Genomic DNA, 18276 nt, shown 5'->3' with positions numbered 1-18276 from the left:
ATTTGAGCCTCTTTTAGTATACTTTCTTATAGTTTGCAAATGCACCGATTAGGTTAGAATCATTATTGTATTTACATTGTACTAACTTAACTTGTGGGATAGGCACAGGCATTTTTTCATAGAGTTCTTCTATTGACTTCTGGATATAAGTCATTAAAATGCCTTGGTTTTCATATTAATCCTGGAATAAAGGAGTAGAAAGATAACGATCACCTGTATCTGGGAGTAAGGCTACAATAGTCTTTCCTTTATTTTCTGGTCTTTTCGCAAGTTCAATCGCAGCATAAACAGCAGCACCTGAAGAAATACCTACTAAGATACCTTCATTCTGACCTACTTCTTTACCAGTCGCAAATGCATCTTCATTAGTTACACGGATGATTTCATCATATACCTTTGTATCTAAGACATCAGGTACAAAACCTGCACCGATACCCTGGATCTTATGTGCACCACCCTGTCCAGTAGATAATACTGGAGATGAATCTGGTTCTACTGCAACTACTTTTACGTCTGGTTTCTTATCTTTTAAGTACTGTCCTACACCAGTCACTGTACCACCAGTACCTACACCAGCTACAAAGTAATCGACCTGACCATCTAAATCTTCAAAGATTTCTGGTCCTGTTGTTAAGTAATGTGCCTGTGGGTTAGCTGGGTTAACGAACTGTCCTGGAATATAGCTGTTTTCAATTCCTTCTGCAAGTTCATTTGCTTTCGCAATAGCACCCTTCATACCCTTGCTTCCATCTGTTAAGACAAGCTCAGCACCATATGCTTTCATTAATGTACGTCTTTCTACAGACATTGTTTCTGGCATAACAATAATAATACGATAACCTCTTGCAGCTGCAACAGAAGCTAAACCAATACCTGTATTACCTGAAGTAGGTTCAATTAATACAGTATCTTTATTAATTTTTCCTGCTTTTTCTGCTTCATCAAGCATATTCTTCGCAATTCTATCTTTAACACTTCCTGCGGGATTGAAGTATTCAACCTTTGCGATGACCTTTGCTTCTAAGTTATATTTCTTTTCTAAATGTGTTAATTCTAATAGTGGTGTATGGCCAATTAACTGGTCAGCACTAGTATATACCTTACTCATGTTAATTCTCCTCCTAATTTGTTATTTTACTGCAGCAAAAGCCTGATCTAAGTCTGCAATAATATCATCAATATGTTCAGTACCAATAGATAATCGAATAGAATTCTGCTGGATACCTACCTGTTTTAATTCTTCTTCATTCATTTCTGCATGTGTCGTAGAAGCTGGATGAATAACTAAAGATTTCACATCTGCAACATTTGCAAGTAATGAGAATAACTGTAAGTTATCAATGAAATCTTTTGCTTTTCTTGCATCACCCTTGATGTTGAATGTAAAGATTGATCCACCACCATTAGGGAAATACTTCTTATATAATGCCTGCTGAGATGGATCTGTAGATACTGAAGGATGTGATACAGATTCAACCTGTGGATGGTTATTTAAGTATTCTACAACCTTTAATGTATTTTCTACCTGTCTTTCTACACGTAATGAAAGTGTTTCTAGACCCTGTAAGAAGATCCAAGCATGAATTGGTGAAAGAGTTGCACCCATGTCTCTTAATAAAATAGCTCTAATTCTTGTAATATAAGCAGCGGCTCCTACATCTTTCGCAAAGCTTACACCATGATAAGATGGGTTTGGTTCAACAAGCTGTGGGAATTTATCTGCATGTGCTGCCCAGTCAAACTTACCTGCATCAACGATGACACCACCAATAGTAGTACCATGACCACCAATGAACTTAGTTGCTGAATGAATAACAACATCAGCACCATATTCAATTGGTCTAATTAAATAAGGTGTACCAAATGTGTTATCAATGACTAATGGTAAACCATGTTTATGTGCAATCTTTGCGATTGCTTCGATGTCTACAACATCTGAATTAGGGTTACCTAAAGTTTCAATATAAACAAGTTTTGTGTTTTCCTGGATAGCATCTTCAAATGCCTGTGGATTTAATGCATCTACGAATGTAGTAGTAATACCATAATCAGTAAATGTATGTTTGAATAGGTTGAATGTTCCACCATAGATGTTTTCTGCAGATACGATATGGTCACCTGCAGCCACTAAGTTTTGTACTGCGTATGTCACTGCAGCTGCACCAGAACCTACTGCCAAGGCGGCTACACCACCTTCTAAAGCCGCAATTCTTTTTTCAAATACATCTTCAGTTGGGTTTGTTAGACGACCATAGATATTACCAGCATCCTGTAATGCGAATCTAGCTGCTGCATGATCTGAGTTATGAAAAACGTAAGACGAAGTCTGATAGATAGGTACTGCACGAGCGTCAGTGACTGGATCAGCTTCTTCCTGTCCTACGTGTAATGCAAGTGTTTCGAAATGATAGTTTTTATTAGACATGTATGTTTCCTCCTTAACCCTATTTGTTTGATAGGTTAATAGGATTATAGCAGTGATAAACCTACTAGTCAACTATATTTATATTATTTTTTGTAAATATTTCGTATTTTCTAAATTTAATTGATTTTATTTATGATTATATGACATAATCATCACCATTTGATGAAGCAGGTACTAAATCACTTAAAGAAACACCTTCTAAATAGTCTGTAATCACTTTATGTAAACCAGTCCACATAGGTAATGTATTACAATAAGATGCTCTTTCACATGTATTACATTCATCTGCTAAACATGACACAGGAGCTAATGTTCCTTCAGTAATCTTAAGAATAGAAGCAACACTATAGTCTTCTGGAGCATGTGTTAAACGATATCCCCCACCTTTACCTCTTAAACCTTCTACAAAGTGTTCTTTAGATAAAGATTTAATAATAATTTCTAGATACTTTTCAGAGATATTCTGTCTTGCCGCTATTTCTTTTAATGGTATATACTTAGAACGATCATGCTGTGCTAAATCAATCATGACACGTAAAGCATAACGTCCTTTAGTTGATATCATCATAAGCATTCCTCCTTTTACATATACCTAGTATACTAGAGGGTTATAGGGTAAGTCAAGAATAATAAAAATCCATCATGACTGATAATTCATACTTGCTTGTTATATATGGTGTATAATGATTAATGTAAAAGGATGCATTAAATAGTGATCAACAGCTGTATAAGCTATATGTCAAATCAAAGAAAGGATGAGATATAACCAGAAACATTACATACACAAGTGCAACATATTTGGAGTTACTTTACTAATAGCCCGTTAATTTTTGTATGTTATAATATATAAACTCAAATACAAGGAGATTCTATGAAATCAAAAAAGATTATTGTAAGTATTGTTGTTTGTTTAGTCATTGCAGTTATTGCAGTATTTGTAGTACCTAGTTCTAGTTCTTATTTATCAGAAATCACTGTAAATGGAGAAAAGAAGAAAGGTTATTCTTTCTATAAAACAGCTTCTATATCTAGCAAATTAAAAGATGTTGATTTTATAGATCATTTACCCGATGGTATACAGAAGTATGATGAAAGTAAAACACGTTATGGTTCACCTTCTTATACTGTTGTGATAAAGAATGATGCATATCGTTTCTATAGATTATCTAGTGATTCAGATGTACTTGTGACTAAATCAAATAAGAGTGATCAATCTCAAATAAAAGAATATGCGAGAATGAATAAAGATAACTATAAGAAACTTGCATCCTCAACACATTATACTGATTATGATCAATTAGATTACTGGAACTAACATAGGTATTCCTACCACATTTGTGGTAGGAATCTTTTTATTTGAACGTAAAAAAAAGAGAAGCCTCAGCTTCTCTCTTAAATGAATTATTCAGCAGCTTTACCGATGCAACCAAATACTTCCATTCTGTCTTTTACGCAGTCTCTGATAGCCTGAGCACCTGGAGCAAGTAATTTACGAGGGTCATAACCTTTACCCTGCTGATCTTTACCTTCTTCAATGTACTTTCTAGTAGCTTTCTGGAAGTATAACTGACATTCAGTGTTAACGTTGATCTTAGATACACCTAAGCCAATTGCTTTCTTAACCTGTTCATCAGGAATTCCTGAACCACCATGAAGAACTAATGGTAAGATACCAGTTTCTTTCTGGATAGCATCTAATGCTTCGAACTGTAAACCAGCCCAGTTTGCAGGGTATACACCATGGATATTACCGATACCAGCAGCTAAGAAGTCAACTCCTAAGTCAGCAATCATCTTACATTCTTTAGGATCTGCTACTTCACCCATACCAATAACACCATCTTCTTCTCCACCGATTGAACCTACTTCAGCTTCGATAGATACACCTTTAGCATGGCATAATTCAACTAATTCCTTAGTCTTTTCGATGTTTTCTTCGATTGAATAATGAGAACCATCGAACATGATTGAAGTGAATCCAGCTGCTAATGCTGCCTTAGCACCTTCATATGAACCGTGGTCTAAGTGTAATGCTACTGGTACAGTGATATTTAAAGATTCTACCATTGCTTTAACCATAGCAGCTACAGTTGTGAAACCTGTCATATATTTTGCAGCACCTTCAGATACACCTAAGATTACTGGTGCATTTAATTCCTGTGCTTCTAAAAGAATAGACTTTGTCCATTCAAGGTTATTGATGTTGAACTGTCCAACACCATAATGGCCTGCTTTAGCCTTTTTTAACATTTCTGTTGCGGAAACTAATCCCATAATATTATCTCTCCTTTTCTTTTATACTTCCATAATACTCTTTTTTCTTATCTATTACTAGAAAAATTAAAAGATGTAAACGTTTTTATTTTACTTTATTTTCTTTTTCATTTAGGAGGCTTAAAAAGCCTTCTATTTCCTTCTTTGTATAATAAGCAGGATTGTCATCAAGCATCTCTTTCAACTGCTTTTGATAGTCTTTTTGATAGCCAATACGCTTATTTAATAAGCGTATTGCTAGTGTTTGTTGATAGGCAATATCTGTATGAAGAAACTTCTTTAATTGTAAATTCGTATATTCACAAGCACAATCTAATGGAAGATCGTCTATATATCCCTGAAGTCTTAAACTATGCAGATCTTTCATCCAATGCCTTCTTTAACTGTAAACAAGCTTTTTCTACAGTACTTCTAGGACATGCTAAGTTAAATCTTTCAAAACCTGATCCTTCTTCACCAAACACATAACCTTCATCTAACCAAAGATGTGCTTTATTTAACATGAAGTCTTCTTGTTCTTCATTACTCATACCAAGTGTTCTCATATCCACCCAGGCAAGATATAAGCCTTGTGGATCAATTAAAGACACACCAGGACATGCAGTTTTAAGGAAGTGATCAAGATAATCCATATTCCCTTTAATATAATCTAGAAGTTGATCCACCCATTCATCACCCTTAGTATAAGCGACTGTTGTCGCAATAAATCCTAGTATTGTAGGATCAGAAATAGAATGACTCATCTTCACTTTCTTAAATTGGTTTCTTAGCTTTTCATCCGCAATAATAGCTGCAGAAGTCTGAAGTGCAGCTAAGTTGAATGTCTTAGATGCTGCAGTTAATATAATTGAAAAATTCTTATATTCAGGGTCTACTTCATAGAATGCGATATGCTTATGAGGCGCATAGACAAAGTCCATATGGATTTCATCCGATACTACAAAAACGTTATGTTTTTTACAGATATCTCCAATTGTTTTTAGTTCTTCTTTAGTCCACACTTTACCTACTGGATTATGTGGATTACAGAAGATCATCATCTTGACGTTTTCTTCTATAATCTTAGTTTCAAATGCTTTGTAATCAAGTGTATATTGGTTATCTTTTAGATCAAGAGGCATTCTTACCATACGTCTACCATTGTTTTTAATAGCACGATAGAATGGATAATAAACTGGTGTAAGAACCAAGACACTCTCCTCTTTTTTAGTATAAGCTTCTACTGCAAGATGAAAGACAGTGACAACACCCGGTGTAGGGACAATCCAGTCTTTTTCAACATGGAAATCATGTCTACGTTCCATCCATCCTACAACACTTTCTAAGTATTCTTCTGGGATTGTACTATAACCATAAATACCATCTAACACACGTTTAGAGAGTGCTTCTGGAATATCTGGTAATGTCTTAAAATCCATATCTGCAACCCACATAGGAATCATATCAGGATCATCTGTATGACCAGAATCATATTTTGCGCAGTTTGTATGATGTCTATCATAGACTGTATCAAAATCATATTTCATCGTAGCACCTCCTGTTTATTAAACGCATCCTGTGAGAAGTGGAATAAACCAATACCGACAGACTGTGCTAAGTTAAGTGAATCAATCGCATTCGTATGAGGAATAAAGACACTTTGTCCATATGTCATATAAATATCATCGAGTCCTGATGATTCATTTCCAAAAATCAGTGAATGAGGTGTCACAGGTTTCACCTGATGAATATTCTTAGCACCCTTCAACATAAATGGATAACATTGATGATCACCAAACTCTTTAAGATACTCATCAATGCTTTCATAATAATGAATACGTAAAGAGAATAATGCACCCATAGAAGAACGGACAACATGAGGATTAAAGATATCAACTGCTGGACGAATAATAGCTAAGTCCTGATAACCAAACCCTAACATTGTACGCATAATTGTACCCATATTACCCATATCCATAGGATTCACTAATACAATATGATTTTCCTTCTGCAAAGGTTCATAGAATGTTTTAAATACCCCGATTGCATAACAATTAGACTTTGGTGAAAGCTTATTGATTGTCGCATCATGCACATCAATAGGAATATGATGTAATGCACATAATTCCTTGATTTTAGGATATCCTCTGTTTTCTTCTATTGAAGAGTGTACAAGCACTCTTTTCACAATATCTGGTTTATGCTCTAATAATTCTATTGTAGGAAAGACACCCAATGTATAAGAGGAGTCATCACCTTTTTTATATAACTTCATATTTTTCTCCTCTATGCATCTTCATTAATATTCTTAATAGTCTGTAATTCATCTTCCGCATTCTTTTTTAATGCTTCAAAGTGTTTATAATCTTGTTTAGCCCCTTTATCAATGAGTTCTAGTAGTTCACGATATTTTTCTACTACAACCTCCATTAATGATTCTTTTACTTTGTAATCTAATTCATCACGTGCCTGCTGATGAATACGATTTAATGATTTATATTGTTCTCTAAATACAAGGTCATAATCCACCTTTGATTTTCTAGAAAATAGTCCCATAAGTACTCCTCCTTCATCTTATTTATTATACTATAGAACACAAAAATAGTCACAAATAATGTGACTATTTAGTATTCGTTGCCATGACACCTACGAGTGGATGTGGCTGATATGGTTCTTCTAGATATTGTTTTTCTTCTTCGCTTAATTCAAGTTCTGTCGCAAGTACAGCTGTATCAACATGTTTAAGTTTAGTCGCCCCTACAACGGGTGATGCTACTTTAGACATCAACCAGGATAATGATACTTCACTCATAGAAACATGATGCTTTAATGCAAGTTCTTCTACACGTTGAATGATTTTTAAATCTAAATCACTTGATGCATCATATTTACCTCTCGCAAATGTATCTTTTTCAAGTCTTTGTGATGTTTCTCCAGGATGTTTTGCTAGACGTCCTGATGCAAGTGCACTATATGGTGTCATCGCAATACCTTGTTCATCACAATAACGCTTCATTTCTCTTTCTTCTTCTCTAAAAATCAGATTATAGTGCCCCTGAACACTTACAAAGCCTTGTAAGCCTCTTTCTTTCGCAATAGTATTGGCCATTGCTAATTGATATGCAAAACAGTTGGAAATACCTATTTCTTTGATTTTACCTTCTTTAATGAAGTCATTGAGTATTTCTAATGTTTCTTCAATAGGTGTTTGATAATCCCACATATGCATAATATAGAGATCAATATAATCAGTCTGTAGTCTTCTTAAACTATTATTCAAACACTCAGTTAAATATGTTCTTGAATCAATAGAATCATCACTCTTAGGGGTATACTTAGTCGCAATAATAACATCCTCACGATGTCCATACTCTTTAATAGCACGTCCTAAGTATTCTTCACTTGTGCCTGATTGATAAGCCATCGCTGTATCAAAGAAGTTGATGCCTGATTCTAAAGCATGGAAAATAATCTTTTTAGAGTCTTCATAAGGTAATGTCCAGGAATGCATACCTTGAGATGCATCTCCAAATCCCATACATCCTAAACAAACCTTAGAAACCTTTAATGAGCCAATCTGTGTATATTTCATAATTATTCCTCCTGGACTTATCATAATATATATAAGAATAAATAGCGAAAGACAAAAAGGTACTTCTATCCATAAGTAGACAAATAGCGGTCATTATCTATATGGAGAATGATCTTTCAATAAATCCTTTAAACCTAAGTAACGCATATGATTGATGTTGTCTACAAGTTCATCTATTGGCTCTTTCATACCATCTAGAATCCATTGAAGGACCATACAATGAGAGGCATTGGTATGGTAGAGTGTCGCAAATTTAAGTTCTTTTGATAATGGTTCTCCTATACAATATTCATGCCATTTTAAATCGAACGCTATACAATGGTGAAGCATATGCTTCTTTAATGAATTCTGTCCATCTATTAAACAGGCTTGTTCAACGAATGTTTCATATTTCTTTAAGCTGTTTAATGCCTGAGTGAGTGATAATTTAAAGTCAATAGACATATCTTCATCAAACTCATTCACAATCACTGTATCATAAACATAGGCAATAAGATCATTCTTATCTAGAAAATGATTATAGAATGTCTGTCTTGAGAGTTCAGTATCCTCTAGTAAGTCTGCCACTCAAAATGTGATTAAATATACTCACATAGAGATAATGTAAGTTCTCACGAACATTACTTACTATTTTATTGTGTATGCTTTCGATTGACCGAAATCATATCTACTCACAAGTTCATGTACACTTCATAGTCGTAAATTCCCGAAATAGCCTTCGGTACATACCTACGCTTGCGTTTGTTTATGCAACTTCGTAAGTTGTAGCATCTCTCAGATTTAGTGCAGCATTGAAATCTCTGTCTTCGATATAACCACAGTCACATCTGAAAACTCTATCTGAAAGCTTTAAATCTTTTTTGATATTTTTGCAGCAATGACATGTCTTAGATGATGGGAACCATCTATCTACTATTCGAAGTTCAATTCCGTTCTCCCTGCATTTAGCTAGAAGCTTTGTTTTAAATTCATAAAACTTCTGCGAAGCAACTGCCTTTGAAAGATGTCTGTTCTTCATCATTCCTGATACATTTAGATCTTCAATCGTTATATAAGATGGCTTGGTTTTCACTATCTCTGCGATTATCTTATTGATATGATCAGTACGAATATTGTCTATTCTATGATGAAGCTTCTGTATCTTAAGCCTTTGTTTCTGTATATTTCTTTTTTGAGTGGACTCTCCTTTCTTTATATTTTCATACTTTCGAGAAAGACTTCTCTGTTCTCGAATAAGCTTTTTTTCAAGCTTCTTTAATTTTGCAGATTTATTGATGTTCTTATAAGTCTTGCCATTAGAGACAATCGCAAAATCCTTTAGTCCAAGGTCAATACCAATTCCTTCACTGGAATTATTGACTGTCCTTCTATCTGGGATTTCTATAAGAACTGAAACATAGTATCTGTCACCTTTTATTGAGACATGACCGCTCTTAATTACGTATCCATCTTTTGTAGTTGGAATATATCCTTTCTCTTTGATGCGTACCCATCCAAGTGACGGAATCTTGATTCTGTGTCTTTCACAACAACAATCTTTTGGATTATTCCTTACAAAATACATTTTCACATCAGATCTGCCTTTCTTCTTAAATTTTGGAAAGGCACTCTTGTGATCAAAGAATCTTTTAAATGCATTCTGTCCGTCATTTACTGCCTGTGTTACCGATTTTGAATAAGCTTCCTTGATCCAGGAATATTCTGGATGGCTAGGAAGATATTCATTGTTAAGCCATACTCTAAACTGGCTGCTGCTCATAAACTTTTCCCCATTTTCATGAAGCTCCTTATTATGAGCAAGATAGAAGTTATAGATAAATCTGCAAGTACCTATTGTTTTACGAATCTTGACTTTCTGCTCCTCTGTTGGATTTATTTCCGTCTTGAAGCTCTTCAGCAATTTCCTCATCCCTTTCTATCAGTTTTTTATACTTACGAAGCCCTTTACAGCCTGCAGGAGAATACATGAAGTATTGAAACAATATCCTGCATGAGTTCTCCATCTGATTTCTAATCTAATTATAGTACAAATGGAAAATCCATGCATCAAGTTCAGCTTCAAGAACGCCTTTTAATCGGCGTTAATAAAATTTAATTTTCACTAACCTGTGGTCTGTGGTTATTCAAATAATTCTTTTGCATTACAAAACTATCTTAAAAATGCAACTTGATTTAGTAAATACTTATTAGTTAGGGTTCGGTTTGCCTTTAAAGTTTCTTCTCTATCTCAACGGTATAATATCTTAACAGATACGCCTAAAAGTTCAGCAAAATCCTTTGGTTTATAATTTTAGATATTTGATGTGTTCATTTTAACACTCCCTCGTATGAGTATATTTAAACACGATCAAACACAATGGTCGATATATTCAGTTACTTATAGTTCCCTCCTATGGTGATTTTAGAAAGCGGCTTCTTATAGAGAAGTGAAAGAAGACTGTTAGAAAAAGCTTTTTTTATGTTCATGTTATTCCTCTCTTTCATATTAATTTTACAACTTTCAAGTAAAGTATGCTATTATATCATTGCGAATAAGTAATAGAAACGAGGTAAATAAAAATGAGTATACTTGCATGTCCTAAATGTCATGAACCTTTAGAAATTGAAGGTAAAACATGTAAATGCATTAATAACCATTGTTATGATATTGCCCGTCAAGGGTATATGAATCTACTTTTAAATCCTGATAAGGCATCTAATAATCCAGGTGATTCTAAAGAATCATTGATTGCGAGAAAAGCTTATCTTGATAAGGGTTATTATGATCCTATTCTTTTTGAAGTAGTAAATGAAATCAAGAAGAAGGAAGGTCCTTTAAATATCCTAGATCTAGGTTGTGGTGAAGGTTATTATACATATCGTATGAAACAGATTCTTGGTGATGAGAATACTTATTGTGGTTTAGATATTTCTAAGTTAGCTGTAAGAATGGCTACACAGTATGATAAGTCTATTCACTGGATTGTAGGTAATTCTAAGAATATTCCAGTACTTGATCATTCTATGGATGTTATTACCGCAATGTTCACTGTAGTGAATCAGGAAGAACTTGCTAGATGTATTAAAGAGGATGGTTATATTATCCATGTGACTGCCAATAGAGATCATTTAATTGAAATTAAACATTTGATTTATGATGAAGTAAGGACTAAGTCTGATAAGTATATCCGTCTTCCATTTAATGTATTAGAGAGTCATGATTTCAAAAAGACTATTTCTATTAAGAATCGTGAAGATGCATTAAATCTTTTAAAGATGACACCACATTATTATCATATCAAGAAAGAAAAGCGTGATGTTCTTGATACATTAGAAGCACTTGATGTCACTATTGATGTCAAAGTCACTGTATATCGTCCATGAGAATAAAGAAACAAGGACAGCATCTTCTTATCACTATTGATGAAGAATATGAAAATCGTCCTTTATCTGATTTGTGGGCAGATCTGCATTTATCACGCAAAACAATTCATTTATTAAAACAGAATAAAGACTATAAAATCAATCATGTATTTAGTATGAATCCTATACTTCATACAAATGATGTATTAGATGTTCTTGCTTATGAACATGATGATGAAACATATGCCCCTGACTTTCAGGATATAGATATTGTATATGAGGATGATCTGATTCTTGTTGTGAATAAGCCTATTGGGATTGCGGTTTATCCAGATGATCCTCATAAGACAGACAGCTTATCTAATAGAGTGAGTGCTTATTATATGACACAGGGATATGATATTCCTGTTCGTTATATTCATCGTTTAGATAATGATACAAGCGGTTTAGTAGTATTCTGTAAGTGTCATTTAATACAGGCTTATCTAGATCATGCATTGTCAATTAAAGAGATACAAAGAGAATATCTGGCTTATGTAGAGGGTCATATCAAAGAAGGTAAGGAATATAAGATTGAACAGAACTTAGGTAAGGATAGACATAGTCCTTCTAAGATGCGTGTTCATTCTAAGGGTATTCCTGCTGTGACTTATTACCAGTGTCTAGAGAATAAGGAAGATCATGCACTTGTAAGATGTCGTCTAGAGACTGGTAGAAAACATCAGATCCGTGTTCATATGGCTTCTATTGGTCATCCTATTCTAGGTGATTCTCTTTATAATGAAGGCTCTGATTATCCACGTTTAGCACTTCATGCAGCCTATATCAAGTTTGAAGAACCAATCACTCATCTTGAGATTGATTTATATAGTCCAATGGAATTTTAAAAGGAGATGGCAACATCTCCTTTTAATTATGACTTATTTATTTCCTGCATATACATTTCAGCTATGTATGAAGGTCCACTCCACCAGAGTTTTGTAGTTTCATCATATTTTCTCACCCTTTCTTTTCAAGAAATCAGTGATATCATCTAAAACAGCTTCATCACCTTCACAACCAAATATTCCATAACCTATCTCAATATATCCAAGAACATCATATTCTTTAAATATGTGAATAACCTGTTCAACAGGTAAATGCCACTCTTCTGAAGCAAGTCGAATTAATCTCGTCTGCATGAAAGTTATCTCTGTTTCCTTACGCATTATGAATTCACCTTAATCAAACGTCACAAGTTTCACAATATTCTTATGACTCTTATTAAAGAGTGTAGAAGCACCCACACATACACGTTCACCACATGATGAGAAGATAATAGATGTATCAGAGGCTGTTTCTTCATAACCAGTAATACACATCCAATGCCATGTTTCTTCTTCTAATATTTGTGCTTCATGAGTTAAGATCAACATACCAATAGGATGCCCCTGATCAATAGCTGTTTTCACAAAATGTACACCCTGTTCAGGAGATTCAGTAATCTTCTGATAAACAGGTTCAACATCTAAACCAATATGTTTCATGTACTTCTTAAAGTTCTTTGCAAACTTATAGAAATAAGGAAAACCCATAATACCTGGAGTATTGAGTTTAAACATCTTTGTCATCAGTTCTAGAAAATCCGGATAAGAGATATCTAGCTTATGTTCATAGAAACAAGCCATATCTGCAGCACAGACACTTGCACATCCTGCACGTCTTGCCCATTCATCAGGAAACCAATCCTGGTCTCCACCATAGTAGTCTTGATTGTCTTTATGAAAAATCATGATAGGAAGTTCTTTTTTCATTTTATATACTCCTTCATATGGATTTTCAAAATAAAGCAGTTTTCTCCTTCTACATCTCCTTCAATGATATAAGTATCAACACTATGAGTGAGATAGAGTTCAATTGTCTGATGAGCGAGTATTTCTTTTTTATAGTTAATAGAAATAGAATCCATGAAATGATTTTCATAGGCTTCTACGGGAATCAAGTTAGAAGCGATACGTAAATAATGGGTATTGTTTAAATGTCTATTTGTATCTATATCACTATAAGGTACAGTATATGTACTTACTAATTGTCTATCATCTTGTGTAAAGAGTGTTTCTGGTTCTTCTTTTACAAGATCAGGATTATCAGGAAGAGTGAGTCCTGCACGCTTAGGAGATGTAATACGACGTCTCTTTAAGTCAATAAGAGTCCAGATAGAACGACATTCACCAATACGTCTACCTTCTTTTTCTATATAGTAGAATCGAGGAAAAATCACATTAGAATAATGTCCAATATCTGTAGTAAGAGTAATTTCATCATCTTCATAAATAGGTTCAGTTAATATGAGTGATTGTTTAGAAACAACATAACCATACTTCCCTTTCATGGATTCTTTATAGAAACCTGATAAAGAACCATCTACAGCTGCTAGACGTGAGAAATAGACAAAAATATTTTCATCTCTTAAACGACCTGTATAGTCACATTGATCATTCTGTATTGTGTAATGAAGTGTATACATTTTCATTTTCCCCCTTTTTTATGTATTATACTTCTTCTTTTTCATTTGTCCATACAAATAGGGTATAGCCAAATTGAACAGTTCAATGTATAATTATAAGAAGAATAAAGGAGAGAACAGAATGAATCAGGTTTTAATTATACTTACATTTCTTGTTGGACTCGTTGGTCTCTACTTTACATATATGATTGTGAATGTAGTTGTAACTATTATTAAATCTAGGAAAAGAGATCATTCATTAAAATTCTGTATGAGTCCTACAGGTAAGGCTTTTTATATTGGTCTTACAGTACTTTATTTTGTAGTATTATTTGGTTGTATCGCTTTTATGATTTCAACATACAATACTCACAAAATGAACTACATTTCAAACGCTTTAAGTGTATGGGCTATTTATTCAATCATCTATTCAATGCAGATTGCGAACCTTGTATTAGTTGGTAGAAAAAATATGCTTGTAGGTCGTCTTCTTATCGATTATCGTAAGATGAAAAAAATCAACTTCAATACAAATAATGAAATCACATTTGTATTCGCACAAAAGAACTTTAGATTCTCTACACGCTGGGTTGATAAACAGCTTTTAAGAAAATCAGTAACAGGAAGAAGCTAATAAAAAAGGATTCCGTGAGGAATCTTTTTTTATTTATTCAGGTTTTTCAAACTGACTATAGTAAAGGTTATGATAGAAACCATTCTTCTTTAATAGTTCTTCATGTTTACCCTGTTCAATGATATGTCCGTCATTCATCACAATAATCTGATTTGCTTTTTGAATAGTAGAAAGACGATGGGCTACAATAAAGGTTGTTCTACCAATCATCATTGTATCAAAGGCATCCTGAATCTGTCTTTCTGTACGTGTATCTATAGATGAAGTGGCTTCATCTAGAATCAACATAGGTGGATTTGCGAGCATGATTCTTGCGATAGATAAAAGCTGTCTTTGTCCTTGTGATAAGTTACTTCCTTCTTCTGCGAGCATCGCATCATAGCCACCTTTTAACTGAATAATGAATTTATGAGCATGAGCTTTTTTGGCAGCCTCGATGATTTCTTCATCTGTCGCATTATTTGAGCCATACGCAATATTATCTCTAATAGTACCTTTAAATAACCATGTATCCTGTAATACCATACCATAGAGACTTCTTAAGTAAGAACGATCCATCGTTTGTGTATTGATACCATCAATAGAGATAGAGCCACTTTGAGGATCATAGAAACGCATTAATAAGTTAATCAATGTTGTTTTACCACATCCTGTAGGTCCTACAATCGCAATTGTTTCACCTGCATTGACATGAAGATTAAAATCAGTGATTAATGGTCTTTCAGGTGTATAACTGAAATTCACATGGTTTAAGTCAATAACACCTTGTGGATTATCAATAGTCTCGGGATGTTCTGGGTTTTTAATAGCTGGTTCATCAATAATCTTAAAGACACGCTCAGCACAGGCTAAAGCTGTTTCTAATTCAGTAAATACGTTAGAAATATCATTAAATGGCTTTGTGTACTGATTGGCATAAGTCAAGAATGATGATAAACCACCTACTGTAAGACCTCCACCAATGACACTAAAGGCACCATAGATACATACTGTATCATAAACAATCGCATTCACAAAACGTGTAGAAGGATTCGCAAGTGCACCTAGGAACTGTGATTTAACACCGCTCTTAAATAAACGATTATTGATTTCATCAAACTTCTCTTCATTGATTGATTCATGTTGGAATGCTTTGACGACTTTCTGATTTCCTACCATTTCTTCTACAAAACCACTCATTTCTCCACGAATAGATAATTGTTCCTGGAAGAACTTGAATGTATATTTCGCAATAAGTGTTGCGACAATGAGAGAAAGAGGTGTTAATACAACAACAATCAAAGCCAGCTTGACATTCACATATAACATAAAGCCAATTGTGCCTAAGATTGTCGCAATACCACCAAAAAGGTTCGTAAAGCCCTGTAATAAACCATCTGAAATCTGATCAATATCGGCAATCATACGGCTCATCATATCACCATGTGTATGAGAATCGATATAAGAAAGAGGTAAGATCTGGTATTGTTTAAAGAGTTCTGCTCTTAAGTCTCTTGTGATTTCATAAGTCATCTTATTAGATGCTCTGACTAAGAAATAGTTGAATAATGCAGTCATCAATACAGAGAATGCAATATAGAATATCTTTTGACTGAGTCCCTGGAAGAAAACCTGATGATAACCAATCATCTGGTCAATAGCTTTTCCAATAAGAATTGGTGTCAAAAGAGTGAATATAATATTAATTGTAGAAAATAATAATGCACCTACAAGATAGATACGATAAGGACGACAGAATGCCATAAGTCTCTTTAAAGTACTTTTATTCTTCATTACTCTGTCCTCCTTCCATCTGTGACATAACAATTTCCTGATAGACATCACATGTATTCATAAGCATGTCATGAGTACCCTGTCCTACAACTTCACCATGGCTTAATACCACAATAGAATCTGCATGCATTAAAGCACTCACTCTTTGAGAGACAATAATAACTGTCATATTAAGTGTACTTAAAGCTTTTCTTAGTTTTGCATCTGTCGCAAAGTCGAGTGCACTGGCGCTATCATCTAAAATAAGTATTTCTGGTTTTTTAACTAATGCACGGGCAATAGTGAGTCTTTGTCTTTGTCCACCTGACACATTCTTACCACCCTGTTCAATATAAGTATCTAAGCCTTCTGTCATCTTATCGATGAATTCTTTAGATTGTGAGAGTTCTAATGCTTCATAAATTTCTTCATCTGTAGCATGAGGATTGCCCCATTGCATGTTTTCTCTGATTGTTCCTCCAAAGAGTGTGGCCTGCTGAGGCACAATACCAATCATATTTCTTAAGTATTCAAACTTGTATGATTTAATAGGAAGATCTTTGATACGGATTTCACCTTCAGTGACATCATAAAAACGAGGAATCAGGTTAATAAGTGTTGTTTTACCTGAACCTGTACCTCCAATGACACCGATTGTCTGACCTGGAAGGATATTGAATGACACATCAGTTAAGGCATTACCTGAATAGTATGAGAATGAAACATGATCATAAGTAATAAGGTTCTGATAGTCACTTGGAGCCTCATTGATTCCCTGAACAATATCTTGTTTCTGACTTAATACATCTACACATCTTTTGTATGATGCACTGGCTTTATTTAAGATCACAATAACATTCGCAAAAACATACATAGAAAGTAGGATCTGGTTCATATAATTAATAAGAGAGATGACTTCTCCCTGTGTCATATTACCTGCATTGATTTTAAAGCCTGAGATATAGAGGATTGCGATAATCCCAAAGTTCACAATGATTGTAGTAGCTGGATTTAATACAGCACTGAGGTTACCTGCAATGATCTGCTCTTCTTTTTGTTTTGTGGTTGTTGATTCAAAACGTTTTTGTTCATTATCCTGCTGGTTAAAAGCACGAATGACTCTGACACCTGAAAGATTCTCTCTTGTGATGAGAGATACGTTATCTAGGATATGCTGGATATGAGAATACATAGGAGCTGTATGACTCATCACAAAATAGATACTAAACGCAATAAGTGGTGCGACAATCACAAAGATAAGTGCTACCTGCCAGTTAATCACAAAACTCATGACTAAAGAACCAATAATTAAAAATGGTGATCTTGAACATAAACGAATAACCATGGCAACTGCTAACTGAATTTGATTGATATCATTGGTGATTCTTGTGATTAAAGAGGGTGTACCAATAATATCAAGATCCTGATAATCATAACGATTGATTGCACGATACATATCTTTACGCATAAGTGTACCTACACCCTGTGATGTAAGTGATGCAAAATACTGGCATACAAGTGAACTTGCATATCCTACTGTAGATAAACCAAAGATTACAAAAGCCATCTTTGTAATATAGTTTGTATTATGTACCACAACACCATTATCAATAATAAGAGCTACAGCCATTGGTATACATAATTCTAGAAATGCTTCTATAAGTTTAAATATGAAACCTGAAATGGCCTGCCATTTATAAGGCTTTAAATATTTCATTATATACATATTTTCCTCCATTTCCCCGCACCTTCGTTGCGCGGACACAAATATATAACCAAACTCAAATCCACCA

General features: G+C 34.2%; 21 protein-coding genes and 1 pseudogene. 4 read left to right on the top strand and 18 right to left on the bottom strand.

Annotated features, from left to right (window positions below):
- Positions 1-13: 13 nt before the first annotated feature.
- The 4 genes from ACFOZZ_RS07225 to ACFOZZ_RS07210 form a co-directional block, all read right to left on the bottom strand.
- Entirely contained in the window at positions 14-154 is a 141-nt protein-coding gene (locus ACFOZZ_RS07225) for a hypothetical protein (protein ID WP_376814967.1), read from the bottom strand.
- A gap of 21 nt (positions 155-175) precedes the next feature.
- Entirely contained in the window at positions 176-1108 is a 933-nt protein-coding gene (gene cysK / locus ACFOZZ_RS07220) for a cysteine synthase A (RefSeq protein WP_006507092.1), read from the bottom strand.
- Between the two features lie 21 nt (positions 1109-1129).
- Positions 1130-2425 carry an O-acetylhomoserine aminocarboxypropyltransferase/cysteine synthase family protein gene (locus ACFOZZ_RS07215; RefSeq protein WP_006507093.1) on the bottom strand — a complete coding sequence of 432 codons (1296 nt, stop codon included), beginning with the start codon at positions 2423-2425 and terminating at the stop codon, positions 1130-1132.
- A 136-nt stretch (positions 2426-2561) separates the two neighbouring features.
- On the bottom strand, positions 2562-2993 hold the full coding sequence (locus tag ACFOZZ_RS07210; protein WP_055233970.1) for an RrF2 family transcriptional regulator: 432 nt from the start codon (positions 2991-2993) through the stop codon (positions 2562-2564).
- A gap of 303 nt (positions 2994-3296) precedes the next feature.
- Between ACFOZZ_RS07210 and ACFOZZ_RS07205 the strand changes: the two genes are divergently transcribed.
- Positions 3297-3740: a hypothetical protein gene (locus tag ACFOZZ_RS07205; protein ID WP_376814966.1), complete on the top strand. Its 444-nt coding sequence runs from the start codon at positions 3297-3299 to the stop codon at positions 3738-3740.
- A gap of 86 nt (positions 3741-3826) precedes the next feature.
- Here the strand turns inward: ACFOZZ_RS07205 and fba are convergent, their stop codons facing one another.
- The 9 genes and pseudogenes from fba to ACFOZZ_RS13310 form a co-directional block, all read right to left on the bottom strand.
- Positions 3827-4699, bottom strand: a complete 873-nt coding sequence (gene fba / locus ACFOZZ_RS07200; RefSeq protein ID WP_006507099.1) for a class II fructose-1,6-bisphosphate aldolase — start codon at positions 4697-4699, stop codon at positions 3827-3829.
- A gap of 85 nt (positions 4700-4784) precedes the next feature.
- Positions 4785-5066 carry a hypothetical protein gene (locus ACFOZZ_RS07195; RefSeq protein ID WP_055234271.1) on the bottom strand — a complete coding sequence of 94 codons (282 nt, stop codon included), beginning with the start codon at positions 5064-5066 and terminating at the stop codon, positions 4785-4787.
- Positions 5050-6225: a MalY/PatB family protein gene (locus ACFOZZ_RS07190; protein WP_376814965.1), complete on the bottom strand. Its 1176-nt coding sequence runs from the start codon at positions 6223-6225 to the stop codon at positions 5050-5052. The genes ACFOZZ_RS07195 and ACFOZZ_RS07190 overlap by 17 nt, the downstream gene beginning before the upstream one ends.
- Complete coding sequence (locus ACFOZZ_RS07185; protein ID WP_376814964.1) at positions 6222-6953, bottom strand: TrmH family RNA methyltransferase; 732 nt, start codon at positions 6951-6953, stop codon at positions 6222-6224. Before ACFOZZ_RS07185 ends, ACFOZZ_RS07190 begins: the two co-directional genes overlap by 4 nt.
- Positions 6954-6964: 11 nt before the next feature.
- Entirely contained in the window at positions 6965-7234 is a 270-nt protein-coding gene (locus ACFOZZ_RS07180) for a hypothetical protein (RefSeq protein ID WP_278861379.1), read from the bottom strand.
- Between the two features lie 64 nt (positions 7235-7298).
- Entirely contained in the window at positions 7299-8270 is a 972-nt protein-coding gene (locus ACFOZZ_RS07175; protein WP_278779548.1) for an aldo/keto reductase, read from the bottom strand.
- Positions 8271-8363: 93 nt separating this feature from the next.
- Positions 8364-8837: a TetR-like C-terminal domain-containing protein gene (locus ACFOZZ_RS07170; protein WP_279147516.1), complete on the bottom strand. Its 474-nt coding sequence runs from the start codon at positions 8835-8837 to the stop codon at positions 8364-8366.
- Between the two features lie 178 nt (positions 8838-9015).
- Positions 9016-10179: an RNA-guided endonuclease InsQ/TnpB family protein gene (locus tag ACFOZZ_RS07165; RefSeq protein WP_376814963.1), complete on the bottom strand. Its 1164-nt coding sequence runs from the start codon at positions 10177-10179 to the stop codon at positions 9016-9018.
- A pseudogene (locus ACFOZZ_RS13310) lies at positions 10109-10268 on the bottom strand (IS607 family transposase); the annotation flags it as partial. The gene ACFOZZ_RS07165 and the pseudogene ACFOZZ_RS13310, both read right to left, overlap by 71 nt.
- Positions 10269-10829: 561 nt before the next feature.
- On the opposite strand from ACFOZZ_RS13310, the gene ACFOZZ_RS07160 reads away from it, so the two are divergent.
- Positions 10830-11633: a methyltransferase domain-containing protein gene (locus ACFOZZ_RS07160; RefSeq protein ID WP_376814962.1), complete on the top strand. Its 804-nt coding sequence runs from the start codon at positions 10830-10832 to the stop codon at positions 11631-11633.
- Entirely contained in the window at positions 11630-12499 is an 870-nt protein-coding gene (locus ACFOZZ_RS07155) for an RluA family pseudouridine synthase (RefSeq protein WP_278779258.1), read from the top strand. Before ACFOZZ_RS07160 ends, ACFOZZ_RS07155 begins: the two co-directional genes overlap by 4 nt.
- Before the next feature lie 102 nt (positions 12500-12601).
- On the opposite strand, the gene ACFOZZ_RS07150 is transcribed toward ACFOZZ_RS07155, so the two are convergent.
- The 3 genes from ACFOZZ_RS07150 to ACFOZZ_RS07140 are packed head-to-tail and all read right to left on the bottom strand — an operon-like array spanning position 12602 to position 14118.
- Positions 12602-12820: a DUF3791 domain-containing protein gene (locus tag ACFOZZ_RS07150; RefSeq protein ID WP_320803362.1), complete on the bottom strand. Its 219-nt coding sequence runs from the start codon at positions 12818-12820 to the stop codon at positions 12602-12604.
- Positions 12821-12832: 12 nt separating this feature from the next.
- The gene (locus ACFOZZ_RS07145; protein ID WP_278780271.1) at positions 12833-13405 is read right to left on the bottom strand and encodes a hypothetical protein; all 573 of its coding nucleotides are present in this window, start codon (positions 13403-13405) and stop codon (positions 12833-12835) included.
- The gene (locus ACFOZZ_RS07140; RefSeq protein WP_376814961.1) at positions 13402-14118 is read right to left on the bottom strand and encodes an acyl-ACP thioesterase domain-containing protein; all 717 of its coding nucleotides are present in this window, start codon (positions 14116-14118) and stop codon (positions 13402-13404) included. The genes ACFOZZ_RS07145 and ACFOZZ_RS07140 overlap by 4 nt, the downstream gene beginning before the upstream one ends.
- Before the next feature lie 121 nt (positions 14119-14239).
- On the opposite strand from ACFOZZ_RS07140, the gene ACFOZZ_RS07135 reads away from it, so the two are divergent.
- Entirely contained in the window at positions 14240-14731 is a 492-nt protein-coding gene (locus ACFOZZ_RS07135; RefSeq protein WP_070101814.1) for a hypothetical protein, read from the top strand.
- Positions 14732-14764: 33 nt separating this feature from the next.
- Here ACFOZZ_RS07135 and ACFOZZ_RS07130 read toward each other — a convergent pair whose 3' ends face one another.
- The gene (locus tag ACFOZZ_RS07130) at positions 14765-16504 is read right to left on the bottom strand and encodes an ABC transporter ATP-binding protein (protein WP_376814960.1); all 1740 of its coding nucleotides are present in this window, start codon (positions 16502-16504) and stop codon (positions 14765-14767) included.
- On the bottom strand, positions 16494-18209 hold the full coding sequence (locus ACFOZZ_RS07125; RefSeq protein ID WP_376814959.1) for an ABC transporter ATP-binding protein: 1716 nt from the start codon (positions 18207-18209) through the stop codon (positions 16494-16496). Before ACFOZZ_RS07125 ends, ACFOZZ_RS07130 begins: the two co-directional genes overlap by 11 nt.
- Positions 18210-18276 lie beyond the last annotated feature (67 nt).

It is taken from the genome of Catenibacterium sp. GCM10023432 (assembly GCF_042651925.1).
Lineage (GTDB): Bacteria > Bacillota_I > Bacilli_A > Erysipelotrichales > Coprobacillaceae > Catenibacterium > Catenibacterium mitsuoka.
The sequence above is the reverse complement of the archived record's forward strand: the minus strand, read 5'-3'. Positions and strand labels throughout refer to the sequence as shown.

Bases quoted from the DNA above. Each gene is read 5' to 3' on its own strand.
- ACFOZZ_RS07190 (WP_376814965.1), bottom strand. From the start codon at position 6,225: ATGAAATATGATTTTGATACAGTCTATGATAGACATCATACAAACTGC.
- ACFOZZ_RS07185 (WP_376814964.1), bottom strand. From the start codon at position 6,953: ATGAAGTTATATAAAAAAGGTGATGACTCCTCTTATACATTGGGTGTC.
- ACFOZZ_RS07180 (WP_278861379.1), bottom strand. From the start codon at position 7,234: ATGGGACTATTTTCTAGAAAATCAAAGGTGGATTATGACCTTGTATTT.
- ACFOZZ_RS07155 (WP_278779258.1), top strand. From the start codon at position 11,630: ATGAGAATAAAGAAACAAGGACAGCATCTTCTTATCACTATTGATGAA.
- ACFOZZ_RS07165 (WP_376814963.1), bottom strand. From the start codon at position 10,179: ATGAGGAAATTGCTGAAGAGCTTCAAGACGGAAATAAATCCAACAGAG.
- cysK (WP_006507092.1), bottom strand. From the start codon at position 1,108: ATGAGTAAGGTATATACTAGTGCTGACCAGTTAATTGGCCATACACCA.
- ACFOZZ_RS07210 (WP_055233970.1), bottom strand. From the start codon at position 2,993: ATGATGATATCAACTAAAGGACGTTATGCTTTACGTGTCATGATTGAT.
- fba (WP_006507099.1), bottom strand. From the start codon at position 4,699: ATGGGATTAGTTTCCGCAACAGAAATGTTAAAAAAGGCTAAAGCAGGC.
- ACFOZZ_RS07145 (WP_278780271.1), bottom strand. From the start codon at position 13,405: ATGAAAAAAGAACTTCCTATCATGATTTTTCATAAAGACAATCAAGAC.
- ACFOZZ_RS07140 (WP_376814961.1), bottom strand. From the start codon at position 14,118: ATGTATACACTTCATTACACAATACAGAATGATCAATGTGACTATACA.
- ACFOZZ_RS07125 (WP_376814959.1), bottom strand. From the start codon at position 18,209: ATGTATATAATGAAATATTTAAAGCCTTATAAATGGCAGGCCATTTCA.
- ACFOZZ_RS07205 (WP_376814966.1), top strand. From the start codon at position 3,297: ATGAAATCAAAAAAGATTATTGTAAGTATTGTTGTTTGTTTAGTCATT.
- ACFOZZ_RS07225 (WP_376814967.1), bottom strand. From the start codon at position 154: ATGACTTATATCCAGAAGTCAATAGAAGAACTCTATGAAAAAATGCCT.
- ACFOZZ_RS07135 (WP_070101814.1), top strand. From the start codon at position 14,240: ATGAATCAGGTTTTAATTATACTTACATTTCTTGTTGGACTCGTTGGT.
- ACFOZZ_RS07175 (WP_278779548.1), bottom strand. From the start codon at position 8,270: ATGAAATATACACAGATTGGCTCATTAAAGGTTTCTAAGGTTTGTTTA.
- ACFOZZ_RS07215 (WP_006507093.1), bottom strand. From the start codon at position 2,425: ATGTCTAATAAAAACTATCATTTCGAAACACTTGCATTACACGTAGGA.
- ACFOZZ_RS07150 (WP_320803362.1), bottom strand. From the start codon at position 12,820: ATGCGTAAGGAAACAGAGATAACTTTCATGCAGACGAGATTAATTCGA.
- ACFOZZ_RS07160 (WP_376814962.1), top strand. From the start codon at position 10,830: ATGAGTATACTTGCATGTCCTAAATGTCATGAACCTTTAGAAATTGAA.
- ACFOZZ_RS07195 (WP_055234271.1), bottom strand. From the start codon at position 5,066: ATGAAAGATCTGCATAGTTTAAGACTTCAGGGATATATAGACGATCTT.
- ACFOZZ_RS07130 (WP_376814960.1), bottom strand. From the start codon at position 16,504: ATGAAGAATAAAAGTACTTTAAAGAGACTTATGGCATTCTGTCGTCCT.